We start from the raw sequence: 24,082 nt of genomic DNA, 5'->3' as shown, positions 1-24,082 counted from the left end.
TGGAGCCGGAGGGCGTTCAAGCCGCCTCGGGCCGCGTGAGCGAGAGGGCAAGTGACTTTCTCGCAACGGAAAACCGGTCTGCCTTCAGGCGCGGTTCATGTTGGCGGCAGCACCCTGGCGGGGCTTTGGGAAGCAGCCACAACCATCCCGGTTCGAGGAGTTCCGTTATGCCAGCGTACGCCCGTTTCGCCGCGGCAATTGCGCTTGCCGTGTCCACTGCCGTCTTTGCTGCGCCCGCCACCGCAGCCGACCTTTATGAGCCTCCCTACGACGAGTACGGCGAGGGCCCGCCTCCCCCCGATCGCTACGCTGACGTTCCCGACGATTTCGAGCCGCCGTATCCGCCGCCGGCCTATGCCGAGTCGCGCTGCGTCCCGCGTGAGGTCGCCCGCGACCGCCTGCGTGCGGCCGGCTGGCGCGGCTTCCACGCGGTCGAGCCCCGCGACCGCGTCGTCCTTGTCAAGGCCCGGCGCCCGTCGGGCCGCATGTTCGAGCTGACCATCGACCGGTGCAGCGGCGAGGTGGTCGACGCTCGCCCCATCTACGGCCGCTGGGGCCGCTTTGCGGACGGCCCGCGCCGCCACTGGGACCGCCGACCGTACTACTGATACGCGCCCAACAGCGCCCCACAGCACCGTGGCCGCATCTCTTCGCCGCCTGTATGATAGCGGCGAAGAGTCGGCCAACGCTGAGGGGGCGCGATGCAGCTGGTATCGCTCGCTAAGAACCCGGTTCCGAGCGGGGGCGCCGTCGGAGCCTTCAAGGGCTATGACGGCGCGGAGCTGCGCTATGCGCGCTGGGATGCGACGCGACTGCCGCGGCGCGGCACCATCTGCCTGTTCGGCGGCAGGGCCGAGTTCATCGAGAAGTATTTCGAGGTCATCGCGGACTTGCGCCGGCGCGGCTTTGCCGTGGCGACGATGGATTGGCGCGGGCAGGGCGGCTCGCAGCGCATGCTGTCCAACCCGCACAAAGGTCACGTGCGCGGCTTCTGGGAGTACGACCGCGACCTCATCCGCTTCATGAAGGACATCGTCCTTCCGGATTGCCCGCCGCCGTTCGTCGGGCTCGGGCACTCAATGGGCGGTAGCATCCTCCTGCGCAATGCCACGATGCCCGGCCTCTGGTTCGAACGGATCGTCCTCACGGCGCCGATGGTCGCCATCAACGAGGCCTGCCTCGGCACCACGGCGTCGCGCGCGCAGACCTATGCCGAAACCATGTCGCTGTTCGGCATGTCCACCGCCTACGTGGTCGGCGGCTCCGATCAGGTCTACGCGCACCGGAAATTCGAAGGCAACGAGCTGACCTCGGACCCCGAGCGCTGGCAGCGCACGAAGGCGGTGCTCGATCTCGCGCCCGCGCTGGGCCTCGGATCGCCGACCGTCGGCTGGCTCAAGAGTGCCCTGCGCTCCTGCCGGATGCTCAATGCGCCCGATTTTCCGGCGCGCATCAACGTTCCGCTGCTCATGTTCGCCGCCGGCAACGACACCATCGTTTCAACGCGCGCGGTCGAGGACTTCGCCGTGCGCGCCAAGGTGTCATCCTGCATCCTTATGCCGGGATCGAAGCACGAGATCCTGCAGGAGAACGACGCCGTGCGCACCCGCTTCTGGGCGGCGTTCGACGCCTATCTCGGCGTCGAGATGAAGGTCGCCTGACCCGCGTCAGCCGCTCAGCACGGCCATTGCGGCCTCGTGCAGCCGTACGTCACCTGAGGCCACGATGCGTCCACCCGCGGTAGCCGGCTTGCCGTCCCAGGTGGTGACGCGCCCGCCCGCTCGCTCGATGATGGGGATGAGCGCGACAATGTCGTAGGGCTTTAGCCCCGACTCGACGACGAGATCGATGAAACCGGCGGCCAGCAGGCAGTAGCTGTAGCAGTCGCCGCCATAGCGAGTCATGCGCACCTGCGCCTTGAGGCGTCCGAAGGCGTCGGCCTCCTCTCCCGCAGCGAATAGGTCCGGATGTGTCGTCGATAGGATCGCGTCGGCGAGCTGGGCACACGGCCGCGTCGTGATCGTCTGCTCGCCGTCGGGCGTCCGCATGTAAGCGGCGGCCGCGTCCGACCAGTATCGCTCGCGGGTGAAGGGTTGATCCATCAGCCCGAGCACCGGTGTGCCCTCGTCGAGCAGGCCGATCAAAGTGCCCCACATCGGGGCGCCCATGATGAAGGCGCGGGTGCCGTCGATCGGGTCGACGACCCAGCGGTAGCGGGCGTCGGGACGCGTTTCCCCGTGCTCCTCGCCGACGAACCCGTGATCGGGCCAACGCTCGGCGACCGCCGCCGCGATGACCCGCTCGGCCGCTTCATCGGCCGCGGTCACCGGATCGAAGGCGCCTCCGGCGGCCTTGTTGGAAACCGTCAGCGCCGAGCGGAAGTATGGCCGGATGGTTTCTCCGGAGGCGTCCGCCAGGACGTGGGCGAAGGCTACGAGGTCTTGCAGGACGGGCTGCGTCTGTTTTGTCACAGTATTACACCCGACGGCGCGAACTCGTGGCCGAATAGAACTAAGCTCATTTCGGGCATAAGCTGCTTATCTACACCTTGCATGTTTATGACATGTGGCCGAGGATCAATAAGTGTTGCTAGCAGGCGACATTCTATCGGCAATACGCTCCGCCCGCTGTGGGGTTGGTTGATGGCGACTGCGAACAGGCTCATATCTCGATAGCGCGGTGGCGCTGGTCGATCCAGACTACCGTTTGCCCACTTGGGCGTTTCCTCCCTAGACTTGGGCCGTTCGTCCTCCGAACGGCCTTTTTTCATGCCGGGACGCCCGAACCGCACGAGCCCCTGTTTTTGGAAGGGCTGCTCTGCAAAAAATGCATTTGAAATTGCTGCGCCGCACCAGTAGCTTTTGCGATGCGACATCGCGAGCCCGGCTCGTGTGTCGTAGCCCTCCTTGGGCGTTTCCTCCCTAGACTTGGGCCGTTCGTGACCCGAACGGCCCTTTTTTCTTGCCTAGGCTCATCCCGAGCTACCAGGCCGGTCTAGGAAAACCCGACAAGCTCCAGCTTCATTTCCGCATTTGCCTCGCGAAGATCGCGAGAATTTGTGCGATGCAGCATGAAGTATTTGCATAGCTTATCTGAACATTTCAGTTGCGGGCGCTACTCGGCGGCGGCCCGATGCTCCAGCAGCGCCGGCAGGTCGTTGAGGAGCAGCGGCGTGAGGCTCTGCAGATCGTTTTGGAGCTTCGAGAAGCCAGCTGTCGGTCTCAGGGCTAGCTCATCGAGATATAGGCCCCGATTGATCTCGATCTGAACCGCATGGACGTCGCGCGCCGGGCGCCCGTAGTGCTCGGTGATATAGCCGCCTGCGTACGGCCGGTTCATGTGCACCTCGTAGCCAAACGCGGTCAGCGCCTCCTTGAGGAAGCGGGTGATCTTACCGTCGGCCGAGGCGCCGAAGCGGTCGCCGAGCACGATGTCGGGGCGCGGACCGCCAGCCGGCGCCATGGACGCCGACGGCATCGAGTGGCAGTCGATCAAGACGGCATAGCCGAACCGGCGGCGCGTCGTCTCGATGAGCTCCGCTAGCGCCGCGTGGAACGGAATGTAGAGCTGCTCGACGCGCGCCATGCCCCAGGCCAGCGGCAGCTTGTGGTGATAGATTTCCTCACCGTCGGCGACAATGCGCGCAATTGTGCCCAGTCCTCCGGCGACGCGCACCGACTGCGTGTTGGCATAGTCGGGCAGCGGCTCGTGAAAAAGCTCGGGGTCGAGCTCGTAGGGTTCGCGGTTAACGTCGAGGAAGGCGCGGGGAAATCGCGCGGCAATCATCGGCACGCCCGCGCGGGCCACGGGCTGGAACAGGTCGTCGACGAAGCAATCTTCCGATTTGCGCAGCGACAGCGGGCCTAGGCGCGAGAGAGCGACAAAGCTCGGCGGATACGTGCGTCCCGAGTGGGGGGAGCAAAGCACGAAGGGCGCGACCTGGACTTCCGGCGCGCACACGGCGAAGGGCGGCAGGAACTCCGCTGGAATCGGGGGGCCGTCGTGTGTGGGCATGCTTCTTGCGATGTCTCTCTCCGACTGCTCGGACGTTGCAGCCGCTCACATTGACTCGCCTGGCGGCGGCTCGACACCGAAAAATCGCACCGCCGGGACAATGCGTCTCAACAAACACATCACCCTTGCTCACTGTGCCTACGTCGTCTCAATATGTCCACCGGGGGACGGTAATGCTGGACGTCTCGTGCGGGGAGATTTCGAGACGGCTGCGGTGTTGCCGGGGCACGCTTCACCTCCCGTTTACCATAGTCGCACCACAGTCGCGCAGACGCCCGATGCCGGCCAATGCGTCAAACGGATAGTTCCAGAGTAGCCATGACCGCAAAGCCCTCAAGCGTAACGATATCCCGCATCCTCCTCGCCGAAGACGACGACTCGATGCGGGGCTTCCTAGTCCGCGCGCTGAAGAAGGCGGGCTACGATGTCATCGCCTATCCGAATGGCGAGGAGGCGTTCGAGCGGTTGAAATCGGAGCCGTTCACCCTGCTGCTCACCGATATCGTGATGCCCAAGATGGACGGCATCGAGCTGGCACGGCGGGCGAGCGAGCTCGATCCGGACCTCAAGATCATGTTCATCACCGGGTTTGCCGCGGTGATCCTCAACAGCGATTCCGCCGCACCCAAGGACGCGCGGGTGCTTTCCAAGCCGTTCCACCTCAAGGATTTGGTCCGCGAGGTCGACCGGCTTTTGGCCGCCTAAGCGCGGCCTGCGGGGGATCGCTCAATCTACTGTTGACCTTAGCGGGGGCGACCGCATAGAAACCCGCCTCTGGGGCGCGTAGCTCAGCGGTAGAGCACTACGTTGACATCGTAGGGGTCACAGGTTCGATCCCTGTCGCGCCCACCATCATTTGCCATCGGTGTTTGAGATGAAAGTCCGGAACTCGTTGAAATCGTTGCGCGGTCGTCATCGCGCCAACCGCCTCGTCCGTCGCAAGGGCAAGGTGTACATCATCAATAAGGTGCAGAAGCGCTTCAAGGCGCGTCAAGGCTGAGGCGCAAATTTCGCCACGCTTTGACGCTTACCTGACCGCATCCTATGTTTTGGGGATGCGCCCAATGCCACGCCTCGCCCTCCTTGTCGCCACCGCTGGCCTTTTGGCCGTGCCCGGAGCCCTGCTTGCCCAGGAGGCGCCCCCCGCGCCTGCGCCCCTGGAAGGCACCGAGGGCCTGAAGCCGCTTCCCGCGCCTCACAACAACCTTCCACCGATCCCGGCCCCGCCCGGCGCCACCTTCCCCGGCGTCAAGCCGAAGCAGGAATCGGCCAAGCCGCCGGTACCGCAGGACCGCGACTCGCTTCTCGCCGAGCTCTACACGCATCTCGCCCAGTCGCGCGACGCGGCCGACGCGGCGCCCGTTGCCGAGGCGATCGAGGGCATGTGGCTGCAATCGGGTAGCGACACCATCGGCGTGCTCATGGCGCGCTCCGCCAAGGCCATTACCGACCAGAAGAACGACTTGGCCCTGGAGTTCCTCGACGCCGTCGTCGAGTTGGCGCCTGATTACGCCGAGGGCTGGAACCGCCGCGCCTACGTGTACTTCTTGCAGAACAACTACGAGAGCGCGGCTGGCGACTTGCGCCGCGCGCTGGCGCTCGAGCCCAACCACTTCAAGGCGCTTGAGGGGCTCGCCCGCATCCTGCGTGAAACCGGTCAGAAGAAGGCGGCGCTGCAGGCCTACAAGCAGATCCTCAAGATCAATCCCTACCAGGAAGGCGCCAAGGAAGCCGTCGACGAGCTTTCCGTCGAGGTCGAGGGCCAGGGCATCTAGGCCCTAGCGGCCCTCGGCGACTGGCGCGCCGTTTTCATCGACAAATGCGATGCGGATCATGTTGGTCGCGCCAGGCGAGCCGAAAGGCACGCCGGCAGTGATCAGGACGCCGCCGTGCGGTTGCACGAAGCCCTCGTCGAAGGCGATGCGGCAGGCCTTGCTCACCATGTCGGTGAGCGTTGCAGGATCGCCGGTCATCACCGACTGGACACCCCAAACGAGCGATAGCCGCCGCGCCGTGGATTCCACCGGCGTCAGGCCCATGATCGGCAGGTTCGGCCGCTCGCGCGTCACCCGCAGCGCGGTGGAGCCTGTCGCGGTGTAGCAGACGATTGCCGACAGCTTCACCGTGTCGGCGATGGCGTGGGCGGCCGTGGCGATGGCGTCGGCGCCGGTCGGCTGCGGTGGTGTGGTCGTCGCATGGATGATGGCGTCGTAGCTCGGGTCGGCCTCCACCTCGATGGCGATGCGGTCCATCATCTGGATCGCTTCCAGCGGGAACTGGCCAATGGCCGATTCGGCCGAAAGCATCACGGCATCGGCGCCGTCGAACACGGCGGTGGCGACGTCCGAGACCTCGGCGCGCGTCGGCACCGGCGAGGAGATCATGCTTTCGAGCATTTGCGTGGCGACCACCACGGGTTTGCCGGCGGCGCGGGCCTTGCGCGTGATCTGCTTCTGCAGGCCGGGAACGCGCTCGACCGGCAATTCGACGCCCAGGTCGCCGCGCGCCACCATCAGTCCGTCGGAGGCGGCGATGATCGCGTCGAGGTCGACAATAGCCGACGGCTTCTCGATCTTCGCAAGAACGGCGGCGCGATCGCCGACGAGCTTGCGAACCTCGTGGACGTCATCGGCGCGCTGGATGAACGATAGCGCCAGCCAATCGACGCCGATCTTCAACAGATGCCCGAGGTCGGCGCGGTCCTTCTCGGTCAGCGGGCCGATGGGCAGCAGGGTATCGGGAAGGCTGATGCCCTTGCGGCTCGACAGAGCACCGCCGACCAGGACCTCGGCGGCGATCGAGTTGTTCTTCTTCTCGATGACGCGCATGCGCAGCTTGCCGTCGTCGAGCAGCAGCATGTGCCCCGGCTCGACCGCGGCGAAGATCTGCGGGTGCGGCAGGTAGACGGATTCCGAAGAGCCCGGTTTCTCGGTCCGCTCGAAGCGGAAGATGGCGCCGTCGTTGACGAACACGCGGCCGCCGGCGAATTCGCCGACACGGAACTTCGGACCCTGCAGGTCGGCGAGGATGCCGATCGGATGGCGATGGCGCTTGGCGACCCAACGCACGGAATTCTGCAGCGCGCGCGCCGTCTCGTGCGAGGAATGGCTCATGTTTATGCGGAACACGTCGACGCCCGCGAGGAACAGGCGCTCGATCATTTCCGTTGCGGACGAGGCAGGGCCTAAGGTCGCGACGACCTTGACCCGTCTTTTGCGTCTCATTTCTCACTCGCCTCGGGGTCGGTGAGGCGGATGGTCCACTCCTGCGACTCGCCCGTATCTACTTCGAAGAAACCGGTGCGCTTGAAGCCGCGCTGCTGGCAGTCCTGGACTCCGCGGATGGCAAACGACTTGTCGTCGGTGCACATGAAGTTGGTACCGACCCATTCTCCACCGCGGTCGTAATCTAGGGCGTGAACGTAAATAAACCGGCTGGGGACAGGGCCTTTGAGAAGTGTTTCGCACGTCTGAGAGGCAATGTTCCACCATCCTTCGGTGGCCCATCCTGTCGCATCCTGGTAGCCGATGGACACGCCAACGCGGCTGGCGGTCGAATTGCAGAGCTTCAGATCGGCGTGAGCCTCGGCGCCGAGGCTTGCGAGCAGCGGTAGCGCCAGGCAGGCGACGGCACGCAGTCGCCCCCGTCGCCAAAGCCGTTCTGCTCGTTGGGGCAACACGCCGGTTCGCTCCACTCGCCTATGCAAGTCGCTCCGCCCTGAGCAGGCGGCGCTCAAGTCCCGGCCGCGTCGTCTCAGCTGCGCAGGTATGGAATTTCCTAGGCAACTCAGATCGACAGGCGCGCTGGCAAGCCACAGGCCACACCAGCGCAGGCGCGACGTTTGTTTTCCAGGAACTTGGCGGCATTGCGATAGACCGAGCGTATCGTTCTGCCGATCCGCTGGCCCGTGCCCATTTCCCGGTACTACCGTCCCCCGGCGCTGGTTTGCGCAATCGCCCTCCGGCCGTCAAGCGGCGCTCCGACGCGGGTGGTTTTCGGCAGGGGTTTGCGAAGCTATATTCAGGGTATGCCCGATTCCGACGGTTGCGAGCCGTCCGCGCTCGCCGATCCCCTCGTCACAGACAGCTACGAATTGGTCCCGGGACGGCGCGACGCCGGCCTCATCCTGCTGTGCGATCACGCCGTGAACGCCATCCCCGGCGAGTACGGCACGCTCGGTCTGCCCGCCGGCCAGCTCGAGCGCCACATCGCCTACGACATCGGCGCCGCGGCGGTGACCAAGGACATCGCCGGCAGACTGAGCGTGCCCGCCATTTTCACGCGCTTCTCGCGCTTGCTCATCGACCCCAACCGTGGCCTCGACGATCCCACCCTCATCATGCGCATCTCCGACGGCGCGGTGGTGCCCGGGAACCGGCATCTTGACGCCGCCGAGCGCGACCGCCGCGTGGGCCACTACTACACCCCCTATCACCAGCGCATCGACGGCCTGATCGAGAGCTGTGTCGCCGCCGGTGTGCCGCCGGTGCTCCTATCCATCCACAGCTTTACGGAAAGCTGGAAGGACGTGCCGCGCCCCTGGCACGCGGCCATCCTCTGGGACCGCGACTATCGCTTCTCGGTGCCGTTGCTGGATGCTCTGCGCGAGCCGGGCGACATCGTCGTCGGCGAGAACGAGCCCTACGACGGCAAGCTCGCCGGCGACTGCATGTGGCAGCACGGCACGCGTCGCGGTCTCGCCCACACGATCATCGAGGTGCGCCAAGACCTCATCCGCACGCCCGAGGGCCAACGCGCCTGGGCCGAACGCATCGCGACGGCGGTGCAGGAGGTGTTCGCCAAGCCCGAGCTGCGCGAGGCCATGCATAGGGTACAATACTTCGGCTCGCATACCGACACCGAGGGCCCACCGCCCTATTCGAGCCTTGCCGAAAGGAGCCCCGCATGACGAGCATCGATCGCGCCACGGCGACGGAGCTCGAGGCAGCCGCATTCAGGCACCTCCTCGAGCATCTGCGCCAGCGCACCGACGTGCAGAACATCGACCTGATGAATCTCGCCGGCTTCTGCCGCAACTGTCTGTCCAACTGGTACCAGGAGGCAGCGGCCGAGCGCGGCATCGCGCTGTCGAAGGACGAATCGCGCGAGATCGTCTACGGCATGCCCTACAAGGAGTGGCAGAGCCGCTACCAGACCGACGCCCCGCCCGAAGCACAGGCCGCCTTCGCCAAGTCCCAAGCCACGGGGCACAAACCCTGATTGGCCGCGGTGTGACGCGTCTGCCTCAGGCACACAGCAAGAATCCTATGGATGGCTCGGTGCCTCGCCTTGAAGCGGCAAGGCGCCACCGATAGCGTTCGCCTTCATCAGTACGACGGGGAGGACGCGATGACGACGCTACAGGTCTCGGCGCAGAAGCAGCTGCGTCAGCTCGTCGAGCAGATTGAACGGCTCGAGGAAGAGAAGAAGGCGCTCGCCGGCGACATTCGCGACAAGTTCCTCGAGGCCAAGGGCCTCGGCTTCGACGTGAAGGTTCTGCGGCAGGTCGTGCGGCTACGCAAGAAAAGCGCCACCGAGCGCCAGGAAGAGGACGCCGTTCTCGAAGTCTACCTGCACGCGCTCGGCATGCTCGAGCAGATGGGCGGCGCCTCGCACGACGCGGCCATCGAGGCGATGATCGCCGCCGAGTAGAGCTTACTGCCGCGTCGCTCACATGCGGCGCGGCAACTCCGCCAGCTCGCGTCTCGCCAACTGGAACTTGCTTTCTGCATCGACGATGAACTTGGCGGTTATGGCCACCGCCTCATCCACCACGCGTGCGCAGCTCTCGGCGGTGATCCACTCGGTCATTTCCTGCTCGAGCACCAGCCGCATTTGCTGGTCGACCACCCAAGTCCCCACATGTTGGCGCGATGCCGCCCCGTTCTTGGTGTGGGCGACGAGAATCTCGTCGCCCTTTGAGATGAAAAACCAAGTCGGGAGCGGCTCGGCATTGAGGCGCTGCGCAAGTGCCTGCAGCACGGCTCGGCCGACTTCGCGCCTCGTGGCGTTGTCTTCGGCTTCGCGGCGTCTTTTTTCGCGTTCTGTCGTCAGCGCCTCTGCCAAAGTCGTCATGTCGTTCCCACCCTTTCAGTCGCCGCGGTCGCCCAAATGGCTCGGGGCGTCAAAACGGCTGTCCCCATTCACGCGTGCACGCTCGATGGTTTCCGGATCGAGCACCGGCATCAATTCACTGGCGTCCTTCGTCAGCTTCACGCGGCCGTCGAACTCGGCGCCCTCGGCGATCATGAGCTTTTGATGGGTGATGTCGCCCTCGACCTGGGCGCTCGCCTGCAACTTGACGGTCACAGCCCGGATCGAGCCGCGCACGCCGCCGCGCACCTCAATGGCTTCGGCGCAGACCATGCCCACGACCGAGCCTTCCTCGGTGATCACGACCTGCTTGCCGTGCACGTTGCCGCGCACGTCGCCGTCAACCTGCAGTTTGTTGGCGGAAATGATGGTGATCCGGTCACCGAGAATTGTGAGGTCGGTGCCGATGACGGACGTTCCGCTGGTCGAGGCCGTGGATTTCTCAAAAGGAGACGTCGACGGCCGAGCGGGCTGCGCAGCGGCTCCAAGCGGAGCAGGGCCTGGCTTGGGCTGGGGAAGGCCATTCTTGGTGGTATCGGTGTTGAACACGAGGTCACCTCCTACGCATTTGCGCGTCGTCCGCATGAACTTTCTGGTGCATTCCCCGCTGACGCCATTCGCACACACATCCGCGGCGAATTTTTGTCGAGATGGCGTCGGAAGCCGGTCGGCGCGGTCTCACAATTGCCCGGTCCACAGTCGAGCGTGCGTCCCGCAAGTGGAGGAACGCACGTGGACAAACACATCCTGGTCGATGAAACGCTCAGCTCGATCCAGCGCACGGCGCTGAAGATCGCGGCACTGCCGGCGGACGCCAGGGACGAGGCGCTCGACGTCGCGCACCACGCCTACGCCAATGCCATGCACGATATGGCAATGGACAATGTTGCGGCCGGTCGCTGGGTAGAAACGGTGATGACTGCCGTTCGCACGCTCATCAGTGAGATCGATCGCGACGGCGCTCCGGGGGTGCGCGCCTAGTCAAAAAAATGTGCGACGGGGCACGCGCTCCACCAATGCGGCGTTGATTGCGTGCGCGCTTGGGTTCACTATGCTCTCGAGTGAGCGCGGGTAGTGCCAATGCGTCCGCAACGATCGCAAGCCTTCCAATCGGACGCTTCCAGGAAGCTTGATCGGCTTGAGTTGATCGCCGCGCTACTGGAGCGGGACGCCAGCCACCATCGTGCATGGGTCGCCGAGCTCAGCGGTTTAACACCGACACGACCGCGCCGCTCCAAGCGGGCGATGGCCAATTGGGGCAAGTTCGCCGTCGCAGGCATCGCCGGTGCTCGCGCCACGCGGCGCCTTGCGGTCACCATCGTCACAATCGTCACCAGCAAGCGCCTGCGCGTGGCCGTGCGGGAGGCTCACGACTTCATCGTCGACTTTGCGGTTGTCCTCGGCGTAGCCATAACCGGGCTGGTCATCCTCACCGCGGCGCTTCTTCTCGCGGCACCCCCGGGCTGAGAGCCTGGGGGCCTAGGGGCTGCAATTGGTCTTTGAGGCGGGAACGGTTGCCTAGCCGCGCTCGTAGACCGCGGCGCAGATGCGATCATCGTCGAGCTTCTTGGCAAGATCGGTGGCCCCGCCCGGCGCCCGGCCGGCCTGATGATCGATGTGGCGCTGCTCGCACCACTGCCAGCGCGGATCCTCGCGCGAGGTGACAGGCTTCACCGGGTCGGCCTTGTCGATCGATCCGGTTTCGACTTTCGCCGGCTCGCGCTCCTCGTTGCGGGCGACGCTCCTCTCGACCTTGGCGCGGCGGTAGTGCTTCTGCACCGAGCTCGTGCGCATCATGTCCGCGGCACAGCCGGCGAGCACGACGGACGCGAGCGCGCCGAGCGCGATTAGGATCGATCGATTGGTCCCCAGCATGGGCCCGCCTCCAATGAGCTGCCGGCAAAGCCGTGACCGGGCAGCACATCTCCGGCTAACTGACTCGCGGGCCGCCTGACAGGGCGGTGGTACCCTGCGCCAGCGGCCGAACCACATTTGATGTGCAAATCCTGTGGGAATGGCTTCGGCGCAGCATCGCCGCCGCCGCGTTGCATGTGAGCGATTTCGCTGGCGCGGCCTGGGGCAAATCAGCGAAGGTGCAAAACTGCACCATACGGAGGAGTCGTCAGCGCGTGTTGATGGGCGAGGGGGAAAACGCCATGTCACGCAAAAGAACGCAGACACTGGAAGGTCTGACCGACAGTGCTGTCACCTGGTTCTTCGTCGGCCTGATGCTCATCGCCGCCATTGCCGCGGCTTTCGGGCAGGTGGTGAACAGCTGAGGGTGGCCCGTGGCCCGCTCTATTTTGTAGCGAAGGGCCGAACAGCAACCTTGCCGCGAGGCAGCGGCCGAGATTGCGCGTCACAATCACCGGTTGGCGCACTTTGGAATGCGGCGTAACCAATCATTTTTCAACGTGCCGCCCACGCAGCGCGAGCCGGTGACTTTGGCTCGCTCCTTGCGCTGCCGGACCGTTCTTGACGAATTCGATAGTGGTCCGCACTAGGGTCGGCCCGCGGCGCCCCCTGATGAGGCGCCCAACGAATACCGTCAATTGCGGAGAGCGACATGAGCCAGGATCCGATCGTAGACACCAGGAACAAACTCGACGACCTCGGGCAGCGCATACACGCGGCCCGGTCATCGCTTGGTGCACGCGGCGAGATCAGCGACGAGGCGGAGCGCGACTGGAAGATGATGGTCGAGAAGCACAGCGACATCCGCCGCAAGCTCGATGCGCGTCCCGATCATCCGGCAGGTGTCGTCGAGGGCATCGACTTCGACGCCGACATCCTGCGCACGTCGCTCGAGAAGTGGGTCGCAAAGGTCGAAGGCAAGTTCGACAAGTAGGCGCGCTTTACGCACTGGGCAAAAAAACACGGCGGTCGATTGCTCGACCGCCGCATCGTTACCGCAAAAAAATCGACAGCGTTAGATGATGTCGATCTCGGCCGGCATGTAGGAGGTGACCTCAAGGCCAACTTCCTGCTCGCGCACCTGCGGCTTGTTCCAGATCTTCATGGGTAGTTTCCTCCTTGAACGGAGGACGAAACTGGCGCTCCGTCCCCCCGCATGGGGTATAGGTTGCCGCACCCGGGGCCGCAACCGGATTCTTGCGCAATTGGTTATGGATATGGGCATCCGCTCGCTTGGCGAGCCTGCATCGCAGCGCAACAAATTGGCGGTGCAGGACTGAACCGGGAAGCGTTACTGGCTGCCGGTGTCTTCCTCGGCGTTCCACTTCTTGATCGCCGTCAGGACCGACCTACGGCAAGGGCCGAGCGGTCCTTCGACCATCGAGACCTCTTCGCCACGGCGCATCGGATCGTCGTAGTTCTTCTCGCAGTACTCGGCGTGCTGCTTCTCGAGTTCCTCGCGCGACTTTTGCTTGGCGGCGTCGGGATCGTTGATGCCGGCGATCTGTGTGGGGGGCGGTGCCTCTCCGGGTGCCGGCAGGCGATCAAGGGAAGGCGGGACCACCAGCGGCGCGCGCTCGGCGAGCTTGGGATCGCCGGATTTCTTTGCGTCGTTGAGGCCGACGGCGTCGAAGATGCCACCGTTGAGTTGGATATCGTCGGTGCCGCATCCGGCCATCGCCAGCGTAAGGCCGGCGGCAAGGAGCGGCAGAAGACGTGATCTCGGCGGCATGTCGTTCCCCCGTGGCGCCCTTTTCCCGCATCGTCGGTGCGGTAGCGCTCGACCCTAATCCCCTGCGCTACAACGGCTTTGCGGCGTCTTTGCGACTCGGTACCAGCGAGTCATATAGGAGCCCAATAACCCCGGCAACTATGGCCACATCGGCAATGTTGAAGACATACCAGTAGAAGCCGAAGGCGTGCAGGGAAAAGAAGTCGGCCACCCCCCCGAGCACCAGCCGGTCGATGGCATTGCCGATGGCGCCTCCCATGATCAGGCCCAGGGAAACGGCCAGGATCCGGCCCGTAGCCCCCTTGGCCAGCCACACCCACAGGGCCGCGGTGGCTGCCAGGCCGAAGGCTGCCAGCATGACCTGGCCCGCAAAACTCTCCTGGTCGAACAGGCTGTAGCTGATGCCGATGTTCTTCACGTAGACGAGGTCGAGGAAGGGAGCGACGTAGACCCGCCCCTTGCCGGCGATGTCGTAGACGTTGAGCATCCACCACTTGTGGGCCTGGTCGAGGATCAATGTGACCAGGAAGACGGCGAGGCCGAGCCCCGAGTAGGGACCCCACAGCCATCGCGCCGAGGAGTTGGTCGTCATGCGTCACCTTTCGCGCGGGCGTCGAACTCGCGCACCGCTTCGGCATCGCGGGGCGACAGATCTGGATACTCGGGATCGGCACCGACGTCGGGCACGATGCGCCAGGAACGCGCGCACTTCTTGCCTTGCGCCAGCTTCACGACGACACCCACCCCCGCCACATCCGGTAGCGCAAAGGCGCCTTCGGGCGGCGACTTGGCGATGAGACGAGCCGCGCTGGTGATGGAAACTTCCTCCAGCTCGACGCCTTCCAGCGCCCGCAGCAGCTCCTTGTCGGCGACGTAGACCTCGGGCGCCGCCTCGAGGCTCGAGCCGATGCGCTTGGCCGCGCGCTCCAATTCCAGCGCGCCGGTGATGACACGGCGCACGTCGCGTACGCGCTCCCACTTCTTGGCCAGCTCGTCGTCGCGCCACGCCTTCTCGAGCGTGGGGAATGTTTCGAGATGCACCGATCCCTCGCGGCCCGGTACGCGGGCGAGCCAGGCTTCCTCCGCCGTGAACGATAGGATCGGCGCCAGCCAGGCGACGAGGGCCTTGAAGATCTCGTCGATCACCGTCAACGCCGCGCGGCGCTTGGTGCTCGAATAGGGGTCGCAGTAGAGCGCGTCCTTGCGGATGTCGAAGTAGAAGGCCGACAGCTCGGTGTTCATGAACTGCGCCAGCACCGCCACGACCTTGCGATAGTCGTAGGTGTCGTAGGCGGCGCGGACTTCTGCATCGAGCTCGGTCAGGCGATGCAGCATCAGCCGCTCCAGCTCGAACTCGCGCATGTCCTTGAATTTGACGCGCTCGTCGTCGTCCAGGTGCGCCAGCGCGCCGAGCATCCAGCGCAGCGTGTTGCGCAGCTTGCGGTAGGTCTCGACGAAGTTCTTGAGGATGTCGGGGCCGATGCGCAGGTCGTCGGAATAGTCGGACGCGGCGACCCACAGGCGCAGGATGTCGGCGCCGGACTTGCTCATGACGTCCTGCGGGGCGACAACGTTGCCGTCCGACTTCGACATCTTCTGCGCCTTCTCGTCGAGGACGAAGCCGTGCGTCAGGACGATGTCGAAGGGTGCGCGTCCGCGCGTCCCGCACGATTCCAAGAGCGACGACTGGAACCAGCCGCGATGCTGGTCGGAGCCCTCGAGATACATCACGCGGTCCTTACCGCCGTCGCGCACGCGCTTGATGCCGGCGAGCGTCGGGAAGTGCTGCGGGTCCTCCAGCGTGAAGGCGTGCGTCGAGCCGGAATCGAACCACACGTCGAGAATGTCGCGCACCTGCTGCCACTCGTTGGGATTGTCGACGAGACCGTCGAGGAAGCGTTCTTTAGCGCCTTCCTCGAACCACACGTCGGCGCCCTTCTCGGCGAAGGCCGTCGTGACGCGCCCGATCAGCTCCTTCGACTTGCCGAACTTCGCCGACGGGATGACCTCGCCCGTTTCCTTGTTGCGGAACACCGTGATCGGCACGCCCCAGGCGCGCTGGCGCGACACGACCCAGTCGGGGCGCCCCTCGACCATGCCACGGATGCGGTTCTCGCCCGACTGCGGCACCCACTCCGTCTCCTCGATCGCCTTCGCGGCGAGCTGGCGCAGCGTCTGGTTGTTGCTCTTCGGGATGCCCTTCACCGGGCGGTCCATGGCGATGAACCACTGCGGCGTGTTGCGGAAGATCACCGGCTTCTTGGAGCGCCACGAGTGCGGATACTGATGCTTCAGGCGCCCGCGCGCGATGATGTTGCCGGCCTCGGCCAGCGCCTTGATCACCGCATCGTTGGCGTCGCCCTTGTCGCCCTTCTCGTTCAGGACGCGCTTGCCTTCGAAGCCCGGCGCATCCTTGGTGAAAACGCCCTCGGCATCGACGGTGAAGGGGATCGTGGTGTCGACGCCGCTCTCTTTGAGCTTCGCCGCGTTGGCGATCCAGATGCTGTAATCGTCGGCACCGTGGCTGGGCGCGGTGTGCACAAAGCCGGTGCCGGTGTCGTCGGTGACGTGATCGCCGTCGAGCAGGGGCACTTCGAAGCCGTAGCCGAGCTTGGCAAGCGGGTGCGCAGCGACGAGCCCAGCTAGTTGTTCCGACGAAACGTCGGCGCGCTTCTCCCAGGCTTCCACCTTTGCCGCCTTCATGACCTCAGCAGCGAGCTTGTCGGCGAGGATGTACTTGTCGCCAACCTTCGCCCAATTGCCGTCCGGCGCAGCCGTCACCTCGTAGAGGCCATAGCCAATCTTCGAAGAGAACGAGATGGCGCGGTTGCCGGGGAGGGTCCACGGTGTTGTCGTCCAAATGACAATCGAAGCATTCGTAGTAGCGTCGGCTTGCCGCGCCGCCGCGACGGCACTTGTTGCTGCAGGCACAGCCATCGCGTCGACCGGGAACTTCACCCAGATCATGTCCGACTGATAGTCCTGGTACTCGACCTCGGCCTCGGCGAGCGCGGTCTTCTCGACCACCGACCACATCACCGGCTTCGAGCCGCGATAGAGCGTGCCGTTCATCGCGAACTTCATGATCTCGCCGGCGATGATCGACTCCGCCGGATAGTCCATCGTCTTGTAGGGATGCGCCCAGTCGCCGATGACGCCGAGGCGCTTGAACTCCTCGCGCTGTACGTCGATCCAATGCGCCGCGAACTCGCGGCATTCATCGCGGAACTCGTTGATCGGCACCGCGTCCTTGTTGCGGCCCTTGGCGCGATACTTCTCCTCGATCTTCCACTCGATCGGCAGACCGTGGCAGTCCCAGCCCGGCACGTAGTTGGAATCGAAGCCGAGCATGCCCTGCGATTTGACGACGAGATCTTTGAGAATCTTGTTGAGCGCATGCCCGATGTGGATGTTGCCGTTGGCGTAGGGTGGCCCGTCGTGCAGCAGGAACTTCGGCTTGTTGCGGCCCTTCTGGCGCAGCAGCTCGTAAAGTCCCATCTCGCTCCAGCGGGCGAGCAGGCGCGGCTCGAGATCGGGCAGACCGGCGCGCATTGGAAAGTCGGTCTCCGGCAGGAACAGCGTCTTGCTCCAGTCGCGGCCTTCCTCGCCGGCCGGAACCGCCGCCTCGGCCTGCTTTGCCGCGTGCTCAGGTGCTGCCGCCGGGGCATTCGCAGCCGACTTCTGCTTCGCTTTGACGGCGTCTTTGCCGCCGCTGTCCTTCGCCATCGATCAGGTCTTCCCGGTTACAAGCCGGGGTTCTAGCAACATGGCGCCTGTATATCCAGGCGCCCCCTCGCCCCCGCCCATCGGTGAAATTAGTGGTCGGCCAGGATGTCGCGGATGCGTTCGCAGTCCGCCTGCATCTGGCTGATGAGCGCCTCGCTCGAATCGAACTTCCGGTCGCCGCGGATGAAGTCGACGAACTCGACGTCGATCTCGCGCCCATAGAGATCGCCATCGAAGTCGAGCAGGAACACCTCCAGCACCGGCATGCCGTTGTCATAGGTCGGCCGCGTGCCGAGGTAGGCAGCGCCGTCATGATGCTCGCCGGCGAGGTGCACCCGCACGGCGTAGATGCCATGCCCGAGCGCCGTGCCTTTCGGCAGCGGAATATTGGCGGTCGGGAACCCGAGGTCGGTGCCGCGCTTGGCACCGCCCACGACCGTGCCGTCGATCCGCCAATGGCGCCCCAAGAGCCGCGCCGCACCCTTAACGTCGCCCTGCGCGAGGTGCAGGCGGATCGAGCTCGACGAGAACACTTCGCCGTCCTCGGCCACGGGCGGAATGATCGTGACGCCGAAGCCGTACTTGGCGCCCGCGTCCTGCATCGTCTCTGGCGTGCCGCCGCGCTTGCGTCCGAAAAAGAAGTCGTGACCGATGACCACGTGCCGGGCACCGATGCCGTCGACGACGACGAGGGCGACGAAATCTTCCGCCGAGAGCGACGCGAGCTTGGCGTCGAACGGCAGCACGACCGCTAGCGCGAGTCCCGCGCGCTCGAACAGCTCGAGCTTCTGCTTGAGCGTCGTCAGATGGAAATGGGGCTCTTCCGGGTGAAAGAACTCGCGCGGATGCGGCTCGAAGATCAGCGCCCCGGCTGGCACGCCGAGCTCGCGGCCGATCGCTGCCGCCGCGCGCAACAGCGCCTGGTGCCCACGGTGCACGCCGTCGAAATTGCCGATGGCGATCGCGGCGCCGCGCGCCTCCGCCGGCACGTTCTTATAGCCTTGAACGACGAGCATCCCGCCTCCGCCGCGAACGCACGCATGCACGCAACCCCGTGGCCCGGGCCTCGCTCACGCCGGACGCGCCGGCACCATGAGCACTGCCTCGCCTTGCACCACCGGCTTGCCGTTGACGGCGCATACGCACTCGAACTTGGCGCGCTTCTTCTCGGGGACGAGCTCGGCGACCTTTACCGTGGTCACCACCGTGTCGCCGATCTTCACCGGCGCCTTGAAGTTCAGCGTCTGCGAAATGTAGATCGCGCCGGGGCCGGGGAGCTGCATGCCGAACACCGCCGAGATGTAGGCGGCCGACAACATTCCGTGGGCAATCCGCTCTTTGAACATCGTTGTCGCTGCATACTCGGCGTCGACGTGCACGGGGTTGCGGTCGCCCGAGACGTCGGCGAAGGCGCGGATGATGTCCGCCGTCACCGTATTGGAGTGGCTCGCCTCCTGGCCAACGCTAAGGTCTTCGAAATAAACACTCTTTGGCGTATTGCCCATGCTCAAGCCCTTCCCGTGCCCGATCCGCCCCAGCTGGTCGGCGGCGACACTATCCGTGCCTACATTAAGGGGCAACATGGCCCGCTAGTGAGGCTGCAACCATCGACCGAGGCTTGGGTTGCCGCCGGGGAGCGCGCAAGCTATAAGGCGCGCAATTCCCCAGTTGTCAGAAAATACTTGGCCCTGCGGACCGACGCAGGAAGCCGGAGGTTAAGCCCCCATGAGCGATCGCAAGCCCCTGATGCCCAAGGCGACGGCCGTTTGGCTCGTCTCGAACACGTCGCTGACGTTCGAGCAGATCGCCGCTTTCTGCGGCCTGCACGTGCTGGAGGTGAAAGGCATCGCCGACGGCGACGTGGCGCAGGGCATCAAGGGCCTCGACCCGGTCACCTCGGGCCAGTTGACGCGCGAGGCGATCGAGGAAGCCGAGCGCGATCCGTCCCGCGATCTGCACCTCGCCGAGCCGAAGGTGATCGTCCCCGAGACGCCGTCGCGCAAGGGGCCGCGCTACACGCCCGTGTCGCGCCGCCAGGACCGGCCCAACGCCGTGCTCTGGCTCCTGCGCAACCATCCGGAGCTGAAGGACAGCCAGATCATGCGTCTCGTCGGCACCACGAAGCCGACCATCACGCAGATCCGCGAGCGCTCGCACTGGAACGCGCCGAACCTGACGCCGCAGGACCCGGTGACGTTGGGTCTGTGCTCGCAGATCGACCTCGACGCCGAAGTGAAGAAGGCAGCGCGCCGTCTGGAGCGCGACCGCAAGGACAAGCCCGGCATGGAGAAGGCCGGCACGCTGCTGCCGACCGAAGAGACGACGCAGCCGGCGCCCGAGCGCAAGGTCGAGATCATGCAGCCCAAGCATGAGGAGCTGCGCGAGGAGACTGAGAAAGAGGAGCAGGCGCGTGTCTTCGCCAAGCTCAAGGAGCTTTCGGGCGGCGAGCGCACGGACGACGACGACCAGCAGTAACGGCGTCGGGCGCCTTATGCCCTGATGCTGGCGAGTGCCGACTTCACGTGCGCGAAAGGTCGCCCGTTCCTCGCCGGCAGCACGCGCTACTCGCGCGCTATGACACTACTCAAGTGCCCAAGGCACCAAGATCAGCAGCATCAGCAGGATCCACAATGCGATCGACTGCTGCTTCAGCTCGCTCATGGCCATCTCCCATAGCCGACCTGGCGATGCCCTGATGCTAGCGCCTTCCTTTCCGCAGCAAAAGCCGTCTCCAGGCAGAATCTGGAGGATAGGCACCGGCAGGCCGCACACGGATTAGGCAGCCGACATCGGCGTTGCCCGCACAGGCGGCTTTCGCTAGCGTTTTTTCGCCACTACCATTTCGCTGCAGTTCCCTCATCGAGCGCCCGGCCGGACATGCCATCCAACCCGTACAACGAGAATCTCGACAAGAATGCCGCCAACTACCAGCCGCTGACGCCTCTCCAGTTCCTGCAGCGCGCGGCGCTCGTCTACCCGAACCATACGGCGATCATCCACGGCCGACAGCGCTTCACCTACGCCGAGTTCTATGCGCGCTGCCGGCGGCTCGCCTCGGCGCTGAAAGCGCGCGGCATCAAGCCCGGCGACACCGTCTCGGTGATGCTCGCCAACACGCCGCCGATGCTCGAGGCGCACTACGGCGTGCCGATGACCGGCGCCGTCCTGCACACGATCAACACCCGCCTCGACGCGCCGATCGTCGCTTTCCAGCTCGATCACGCCAATTCCAAACTCTTCATCACCGACCGCGAGTTCGCGACCCTCTCCAAGGAGGCGCTGGCACTCGCGAAGGTGAAACCTATGGTCATCGACTACGACGACCCGGAATTTCCGCAGACGGGATGGCGGCTATCGTACGAGGAATACGAGAACTTTATCGCTGCGGGCGATCCGGCATTCGAGTGGCCGATGCCGGCCGACGAATGGGACGCCATCTCGCTCAACTACACGTCTGGCACCACTGGCAACCCGAAGGGCGTGGTGTATCACCACCGTGGCGCGGCGCTGATGTGCTACGCCAACAACCTCGAAGCCGGCATGGGGCAGCACCCGGTGTACCTGTGGACGCTGCCGATGTTTCATTGCAACGGCTGGTGCTTTCCCTGGTCGCTGTCGGCCGTCGCCGGCACGCACGTGTGCCTGCGCTGGGTGCGCGCCAAGGCGATGTACGACGCGATCGTCGAGCACACCGTGACGCACCTTTCCGGCGCGCCGATCGTCATGGCGACGCTGCTCAACGCGGCGCCCGACGAGAAATGCGAGATCCCGCATAAGGTGTCGGTCAATCACGCCGCGGCCCCGCCGCCGCAGTCCGTGCTCGACGCGATGACCGCCGCCGGCTTCCACCTCACCCACCTCTATGGGCTCACCGAAACCTACGGCCCCGCGGTGGCGAACGAGTGGAACCGCGAGTGGAACGAGCTCGATGACGAGGGCCGCGCCCTAAAGCGCACCCGCCAGGGCGTGCGTTACCTGGCGCTGGAAGACCTCACCGTCATGGATCCCATGACGATGGAGCGTGTGCCGGCGGACGGCGAGACCATCGGCGAGGTCATGTTCCGCGGCAACATCGTCATGAAGGGCTACCTCAAGAACCCGTCGGCCACGGATGAGGCATTCGCCGGCGGCTGGTTCCACTCGGGCGATCTCGGCGTGCTGTACCCGGACGGCTACATCCAGCTCAAAGACCGCTCCAAGGACATCATCATCTCGGGCGGCGAGAATATCTCGTCGATCGAGGTCGAGGACGTGCTCTACAAGCATCCGTCTGTCGCCTATTGCGCGGTCGTCGCCAAGCCGGACGAGAAGTGGGGCGAGACGCCTTGCGCGTTCATCGAGCTGCGCCCGGGGATGGCGGCGACGGCGGACGAGCTACTCGGCTGGTGCCGCGACCGGCTGGCGAAATACAAATGCCCGCGACACATCGTGTTCGCGGAGGTGCCGCGCACATCGACCGGAAAGATTCAGAAATTCAAGCTGCGCGAGCTGGCCAAAAACGCGTGAGCACTTAGCGGCCGGAAGGATCATCGGCCGGTGCAACGTTGACCAAAATCGCCGTACTGTGGGGAGGGAAGGCGAGCGGGGCCCGCTCGCCTGCCGCTCAATCGTCTAGTGTCGTGTCTCGCTGCCGCTGAGACGAGCGATCTCGTCCTTTAGCTTCAGCTTCTCCAGCTTCATTCGGTGGATTTCCAGGTCGTCCGAACCGGGGCGGGAGACCGCTTCTTCAATCCTACGCTCGAGAAGTTTGTGCTTCTCTGCTAGCTCCGCGATATGAGCTACAAGCGCCATCATGGTCCTCCATGGATGTTGAAGAGACAGCGTAGCGTGACAGAACATTGTGGCCTTGTCCAATGCCTGCCCTCGGTCGTGATCGCGTAATTTTTGATGAAAATAGCGGCATGAGCCTTAGTCGAACTTATCGCCGCGCGTGTGCAGGCAACCTCTACGAATAATGTACCGCGACGCGCGCGTATGACTTGCCATATACAAGGAACAAGCGGATATTCCGGCCGCTCGCGCGGTGTTTAAGAGGGGCATTGACCGGCCGGCCAATGAAGCGCATCGACGAGAGAGAGCTTCGGGACGAACTCGTCAAGCTCAGGGCGGAGCACCGCGAGCTCGACGACCAGATCATATTGCTCGAGGACCAGGCCTCGGCGGATCAGCTGCTCGTGAAGCGGCTGAAAAAGCGGAAGCTCGCCATCAAGGATCGCATGACCGCGATCGAGGATCAGCTTCTTCCCGATATCATCGCATAGGCAGGGCGCTGCGCCGTCGCCGGTTGGCCGCGGGAGCGCTCGCGTTTGCGGCTGCTGCGCGGATCGACGACGCTGCCCGGCAAGGGCATTCGGTACGTCTCCTTGAACGTCAGCACCGCGACGAAGGCGATGGCGGCGGCGCCCATGATCAGGAACGCCGGGGCGAGGTGATTGCCGCTCTTCTCGACGATCAAGGTCGCAGCGAACGGCGTGAGGCCGCCGAGAATGCCGAGGCAAAGATTGTAGCCGAGGGCCACGGCCGTGCAGCGCACGTGCGCGGGCGTCGCTTCGACGAAGAGCGCCGGCATCACCGCGCTGAACAGCCCGATGAACACGGCTGCTGCGAGCTGGCCCGACAGGACCAGTGCCGGTACCGGCTGGTTCATCAGCCAGAACAGCGGCCAGGCGGTGACGAGACCGAGTGCCGCCGCCGTCAGCATGACGGGTTTGCGGCCATACCGGTCGGACAGCCACGCTCCCAACAGATTGAATGGAATTAGTGCAGCCATGCTCAGACTGTTGATCTTGAGAGCGGTCGCCGGCGCGAAGCCATCGACGATCTGCATCGAGCTCACCAGGAAAACGAACAGCAGATAGAAGGGTACGGCATTGAACGACGCCGCGGCGGCGATGCGGGCGACGAGGCGCCAATGTTCCCGCAACGTCTCGACGATGGGCGCGCGCTCGGCCTTGCGCTCCGGTAGCGTTTCGGCGATGTGCCGGCGAAGGAGGTTGCCCATCAGGCCGATGCCGAGCCCGGCAATGAAAGGCAGGCGCCAGCCCCAGTCGGCGAGCGCTTCCGCCGGCATCACCGCGGCGAGGAGGGCGCCGACGCTCGACCCGAGGAGCAGTCCGGTGACCGCACCGATGCTAGCAAGGCTGCCCATGAGGCCACGACGACCCTCGGGTGCGCGCTCGATCAGGAACACCATCGAGCTTGGATATTCGCCGCCGAGCGACAGCCCCTGCAGCATGCGCAGAACGGTCAGCCCAATGGGTGCCAATACACCGATCGTTTCATAGGCCGGCAGCACGCCGATCAAGAACGTGGGCACGGCCATGGCCGTGATCGACGCGACAAGCGCCGTGCGCCGCCCGAAGTGGTCCGAGACATGCCCGATGAGGACGCCGCCAATGGGGCGCATCAGATAACCGATGGCGAAGATGCCGAACGTCGCCAGCAGCTGCGCGATGGGGCTTTCATTAGAAAAAAACTGGCGCCCGATCTCCACGGCAAAGAAGCCGTAGATGGCGAAGTCGTACCACTCGAGGACGTTGCCGATCATGCCCGCGCCGATGGCGCGACCGGTGGTCTGCTGATGCGTCTGCACTCTGTCCCCGC

At 64.8% G+C, this 24,082-nt stretch carries 30 protein-coding genes and 1 tRNA gene; 16 read left to right on the top strand and 15 right to left on the bottom strand.

Translation table 11 applies throughout. From position 1 onward, the window contains the following. Nucleotides 1-167 precede the first annotated feature (167 nt). Complete coding sequence (locus GIW81_RS08295; RefSeq protein ID WP_154738771.1) at nucleotides 168-608, top strand: hypothetical protein; 441 nt, start codon at nucleotides 168-170, stop codon at nucleotides 606-608. A 93-nt stretch (nucleotides 609-701) separates the two neighbouring features. Continuing rightward, complete coding sequence (locus tag GIW81_RS08290) at nucleotides 702-1,661, top strand: alpha/beta fold hydrolase (RefSeq protein ID WP_154738770.1); 960 nt, start codon at nucleotides 702-704, stop codon at nucleotides 1,659-1,661. A 6-nt stretch (nucleotides 1,662-1,667) separates the two neighbouring features. Here the strand turns inward: GIW81_RS08290 and hisN are convergent, their stop codons facing one another. Together hisN and GIW81_RS08280 are read right to left on the bottom strand one after the other, a co-directional pair. Beyond that, nucleotides 1,668-2,471 (bottom strand): histidinol-phosphatase, encoded by an 804-nt coding sequence (gene hisN / locus GIW81_RS08285; protein ID WP_324614937.1) that lies wholly within the window; start codon nucleotides 2,469-2,471, stop codon nucleotides 1,668-1,670. Nucleotides 2,472-3,114: 643 nt separating this feature from the next. Continuing rightward, a complete protein-coding gene (locus tag GIW81_RS08280; RefSeq protein ID WP_154738769.1) occupies nucleotides 3,115-4,014 on the bottom strand; it encodes an N-formylglutamate amidohydrolase in 900 nt (299 codons plus the stop codon). 318 nt (nucleotides 4,015-4,332) lie between these two features. Between GIW81_RS08280 and cpdR the strand changes: the two genes are divergently transcribed. The 4 genes from cpdR to GIW81_RS08260 all read left to right on the top strand — a co-directional run bounded on the left by cpdR (nucleotide 4,333) and on the right by GIW81_RS08260 (nucleotide 5,789). Continuing rightward, the gene (cpdR, locus tag GIW81_RS08275) at nucleotides 4,333-4,719 is read left to right on the top strand and encodes a cell cycle two-component system response regulator CpdR (RefSeq protein ID WP_154738768.1); all 387 of its coding nucleotides are present in this window, start codon (nucleotides 4,333-4,335) and stop codon (nucleotides 4,717-4,719) included. Nucleotides 4,720-4,791: 72 nt separating this feature from the next. Then, nucleotides 4,792-4,866 (top strand) — tRNA-Val (locus GIW81_RS08270). A 22-nt stretch (nucleotides 4,867-4,888) separates the two neighbouring features. Then, nucleotides 4,889-5,014, top strand: coding sequence for a type B 50S ribosomal protein L36 (gene ykgO, locus GIW81_RS08265; RefSeq protein WP_072369121.1), 126 nt, complete (start codon nucleotides 4,889-4,891; stop codon nucleotides 5,012-5,014). Between the two features lie 64 nt (nucleotides 5,015-5,078). Then, nucleotides 5,079-5,789, top strand: coding sequence for a tetratricopeptide repeat protein (locus GIW81_RS08260; RefSeq protein WP_195930468.1), 711 nt, complete (start codon nucleotides 5,079-5,081; stop codon nucleotides 5,787-5,789). A 3-nt stretch (nucleotides 5,790-5,792) separates the two neighbouring features. On the opposite strand, the gene pyk is transcribed toward GIW81_RS08260, so the two are convergent. Together pyk and GIW81_RS08250 are read right to left on the bottom strand one after the other, a co-directional pair. Beyond that, nucleotides 5,793-7,238 carry a pyruvate kinase gene (gene pyk / locus GIW81_RS08255; RefSeq protein ID WP_154738766.1) on the bottom strand — a complete coding sequence of 482 codons (1,446 nt, stop codon included), beginning with the start codon at nucleotides 7,236-7,238 and terminating at the stop codon, nucleotides 5,793-5,795. After that, nucleotides 7,235-7,693, bottom strand: coding sequence for a DUF1036 domain-containing protein (locus GIW81_RS08250; RefSeq protein ID WP_407658167.1), 459 nt, complete (start codon nucleotides 7,691-7,693; stop codon nucleotides 7,235-7,237). Before GIW81_RS08250 ends, pyk begins: the two co-directional genes overlap by 4 nt. Nucleotides 7,694-8,041: 348 nt before the next feature. Here GIW81_RS08250 and GIW81_RS08245 point away from each other — a divergent pair, with 348 nt between their 5' ends. The 3 genes from GIW81_RS08245 (at nucleotide 8,042) to GIW81_RS08235 (ending at nucleotide 9,666) form a co-directional block, all read left to right on the top strand. Beyond that, nucleotides 8,042-8,923 carry an N-formylglutamate amidohydrolase gene (locus GIW81_RS08245; protein ID WP_154738765.1) on the top strand — a complete coding sequence of 294 codons (882 nt, stop codon included), beginning with the start codon at nucleotides 8,042-8,044 and terminating at the stop codon, nucleotides 8,921-8,923. Further along, nucleotides 8,920-9,234, top strand: coding sequence for a DUF1244 domain-containing protein (locus GIW81_RS08240; protein WP_154738764.1), 315 nt, complete (start codon nucleotides 8,920-8,922; stop codon nucleotides 9,232-9,234). Before GIW81_RS08245 ends, GIW81_RS08240 begins: the two co-directional genes overlap by 4 nt. A 129-nt stretch (nucleotides 9,235-9,363) precedes the next feature. Beyond that, nucleotides 9,364-9,666 (top strand): DUF2312 domain-containing protein, encoded by a 303-nt coding sequence (locus tag GIW81_RS08235; RefSeq protein WP_154738763.1) that lies wholly within the window; start codon nucleotides 9,364-9,366, stop codon nucleotides 9,664-9,666. An 18-nt stretch (nucleotides 9,667-9,684) separates the two neighbouring features. Here the strand turns inward: GIW81_RS08235 and GIW81_RS08230 are convergent, their stop codons facing one another. Further along, the gene (locus GIW81_RS08230; protein WP_154738762.1) at nucleotides 9,685-10,080 is read right to left on the bottom strand and encodes a hypothetical protein; all 396 of its coding nucleotides are present in this window, start codon (nucleotides 10,078-10,080) and stop codon (nucleotides 9,685-9,687) included. Nucleotides 10,081-10,104: 24 nt separating this feature from the next. Next, nucleotides 10,105-10,656 (bottom strand): bactofilin family protein, encoded by a 552-nt coding sequence (locus GIW81_RS08225; protein WP_195930467.1) that lies wholly within the window; start codon nucleotides 10,654-10,656, stop codon nucleotides 10,105-10,107. 183 nt (nucleotides 10,657-10,839) lie between these two features. Between GIW81_RS08225 and GIW81_RS08220 the strand changes: the two genes are divergently transcribed. Together GIW81_RS08220 and GIW81_RS08215 are read left to right on the top strand one after the other, a co-directional pair. Beyond that, a complete protein-coding gene (locus GIW81_RS08220; protein ID WP_154738760.1) occupies nucleotides 10,840-11,088 on the top strand; it encodes a hypothetical protein in 249 nt (82 codons plus the stop codon). A 99-nt stretch (nucleotides 11,089-11,187) separates the two neighbouring features. Then, nucleotides 11,188-11,574 carry a hypothetical protein gene (locus tag GIW81_RS08215; protein WP_154738759.1) on the top strand — a complete coding sequence of 129 codons (387 nt, stop codon included), beginning with the start codon at nucleotides 11,188-11,190 and terminating at the stop codon, nucleotides 11,572-11,574. 51 nt (nucleotides 11,575-11,625) lie between these two features. Here GIW81_RS08215 and GIW81_RS08210 read toward each other — a convergent pair whose 3' ends face one another. Further along, nucleotides 11,626-11,982: a hypothetical protein gene (locus tag GIW81_RS08210; protein WP_154738758.1), complete on the bottom strand. Its 357-nt coding sequence runs from the start codon at nucleotides 11,980-11,982 to the stop codon at nucleotides 11,626-11,628. 281 nt (nucleotides 11,983-12,263) lie between these two features. On the opposite strand from GIW81_RS08210, the gene GIW81_RS19215 reads away from it, so the two are divergent. Next, nucleotides 12,264-12,386, top strand: coding sequence for a hypothetical protein (locus tag GIW81_RS19215; RefSeq protein WP_267873815.1), 123 nt, complete (start codon nucleotides 12,264-12,266; stop codon nucleotides 12,384-12,386). Between the two features lie 287 nt (nucleotides 12,387-12,673). Continuing rightward, on the top strand, nucleotides 12,674-12,955 hold the full coding sequence (locus GIW81_RS08205) for a hypothetical protein (protein WP_154738757.1): 282 nt from the start codon (nucleotides 12,674-12,676) through the stop codon (nucleotides 12,953-12,955). Nucleotides 12,956-13,036: 81 nt separating this feature from the next. On the opposite strand, the gene pqqA is transcribed toward GIW81_RS08205, so the two are convergent. From pqqA to GIW81_RS08175, 6 genes are all read right to left on the bottom strand, one after another. Continuing rightward, nucleotides 13,037-13,126 (bottom strand): pyrroloquinoline quinone precursor peptide PqqA, encoded by a 90-nt coding sequence (gene pqqA, locus GIW81_RS08200; RefSeq protein WP_154738756.1) that lies wholly within the window; start codon nucleotides 13,124-13,126, stop codon nucleotides 13,037-13,039. 186 nt (nucleotides 13,127-13,312) lie between these two features. Further along, entirely contained in the window at nucleotides 13,313-13,753 is a 441-nt protein-coding gene (locus tag GIW81_RS08195) for a hypothetical protein (RefSeq protein ID WP_154738755.1), read from the bottom strand. Between the two features lie 67 nt (nucleotides 13,754-13,820). After that, entirely contained in the window at nucleotides 13,821-14,345 is a 525-nt protein-coding gene (gene lspA / locus GIW81_RS08190) for a signal peptidase II (protein ID WP_154738754.1), read from the bottom strand. Then, entirely contained in the window at nucleotides 14,342-17,305 is a 2,964-nt protein-coding gene (gene ileS, locus GIW81_RS08185) for an isoleucine--tRNA ligase (protein WP_407658195.1), read from the bottom strand. Before ileS ends, lspA begins: the two co-directional genes overlap by 4 nt. A 263-nt stretch (nucleotides 17,306-17,568) precedes the next feature. Continuing rightward, nucleotides 17,569-18,495: a bifunctional riboflavin kinase/FAD synthetase gene (locus GIW81_RS08180; RefSeq protein ID WP_154738752.1), complete on the bottom strand. Its 927-nt coding sequence runs from the start codon at nucleotides 18,493-18,495 to the stop codon at nucleotides 17,569-17,571. A 54-nt stretch (nucleotides 18,496-18,549) separates the two neighbouring features. Continuing rightward, nucleotides 18,550-18,984, bottom strand: a complete 435-nt coding sequence (locus tag GIW81_RS08175; RefSeq protein ID WP_154738751.1) for a MaoC family dehydratase — start codon at nucleotides 18,982-18,984, stop codon at nucleotides 18,550-18,552. A 220-nt stretch (nucleotides 18,985-19,204) separates the two neighbouring features. Between GIW81_RS08175 and GIW81_RS08170 the strand changes: the two genes are divergently transcribed. After that, complete coding sequence (locus GIW81_RS08170; RefSeq protein WP_154738750.1) at nucleotides 19,205-19,954, top strand: DUF1013 domain-containing protein; 750 nt, start codon at nucleotides 19,205-19,207, stop codon at nucleotides 19,952-19,954. A gap of 402 nt (nucleotides 19,955-20,356) precedes the next feature. After that, nucleotides 20,357-21,985, top strand: a complete 1,629-nt coding sequence (locus GIW81_RS08165) for an acyl-CoA synthetase (RefSeq protein ID WP_154738749.1) — start codon at nucleotides 20,357-20,359, stop codon at nucleotides 21,983-21,985. 105 nt (nucleotides 21,986-22,090) lie between these two features. On the opposite strand, the gene GIW81_RS08160 is transcribed toward GIW81_RS08165, so the two are convergent. Then, nucleotides 22,091-22,273 carry a YdcH family protein gene (locus GIW81_RS08160; protein WP_324614936.1) on the bottom strand — a complete coding sequence of 61 codons (183 nt, stop codon included), beginning with the start codon at nucleotides 22,271-22,273 and terminating at the stop codon, nucleotides 22,091-22,093. Between the two features lie 245 nt (nucleotides 22,274-22,518). Between GIW81_RS08160 and GIW81_RS08155 the strand changes: the two genes are divergently transcribed. Next, nucleotides 22,519-22,740 (top strand): YdcH family protein, encoded by a 222-nt coding sequence (locus GIW81_RS08155; protein WP_407658166.1) that lies wholly within the window; start codon nucleotides 22,519-22,521, stop codon nucleotides 22,738-22,740. Here GIW81_RS08155 and GIW81_RS08150 read toward each other — a convergent pair. Next, entirely contained in the window at nucleotides 22,713-24,071 is a 1,359-nt protein-coding gene (locus GIW81_RS08150) for an MFS transporter (RefSeq protein ID WP_195930466.1), read from the bottom strand. The two genes, GIW81_RS08155 and GIW81_RS08150, sit on opposite strands and share 28 nt — an antisense overlap. Between the last annotated feature and the right edge of the window lie 11 nt (nucleotides 24,072-24,082).

It is taken from the genome of Hyphomicrobium album, from assembly GCF_009708035.1.
GTDB lineage: Bacteria > Pseudomonadota > Alphaproteobacteria > Rhizobiales > Hyphomicrobiaceae > Hyphomicrobium_A > Hyphomicrobium_A album.
The sequence above is the reverse complement of the archived record's forward strand: the minus strand, read 5'-3'. Positions and strand labels throughout refer to the sequence as shown.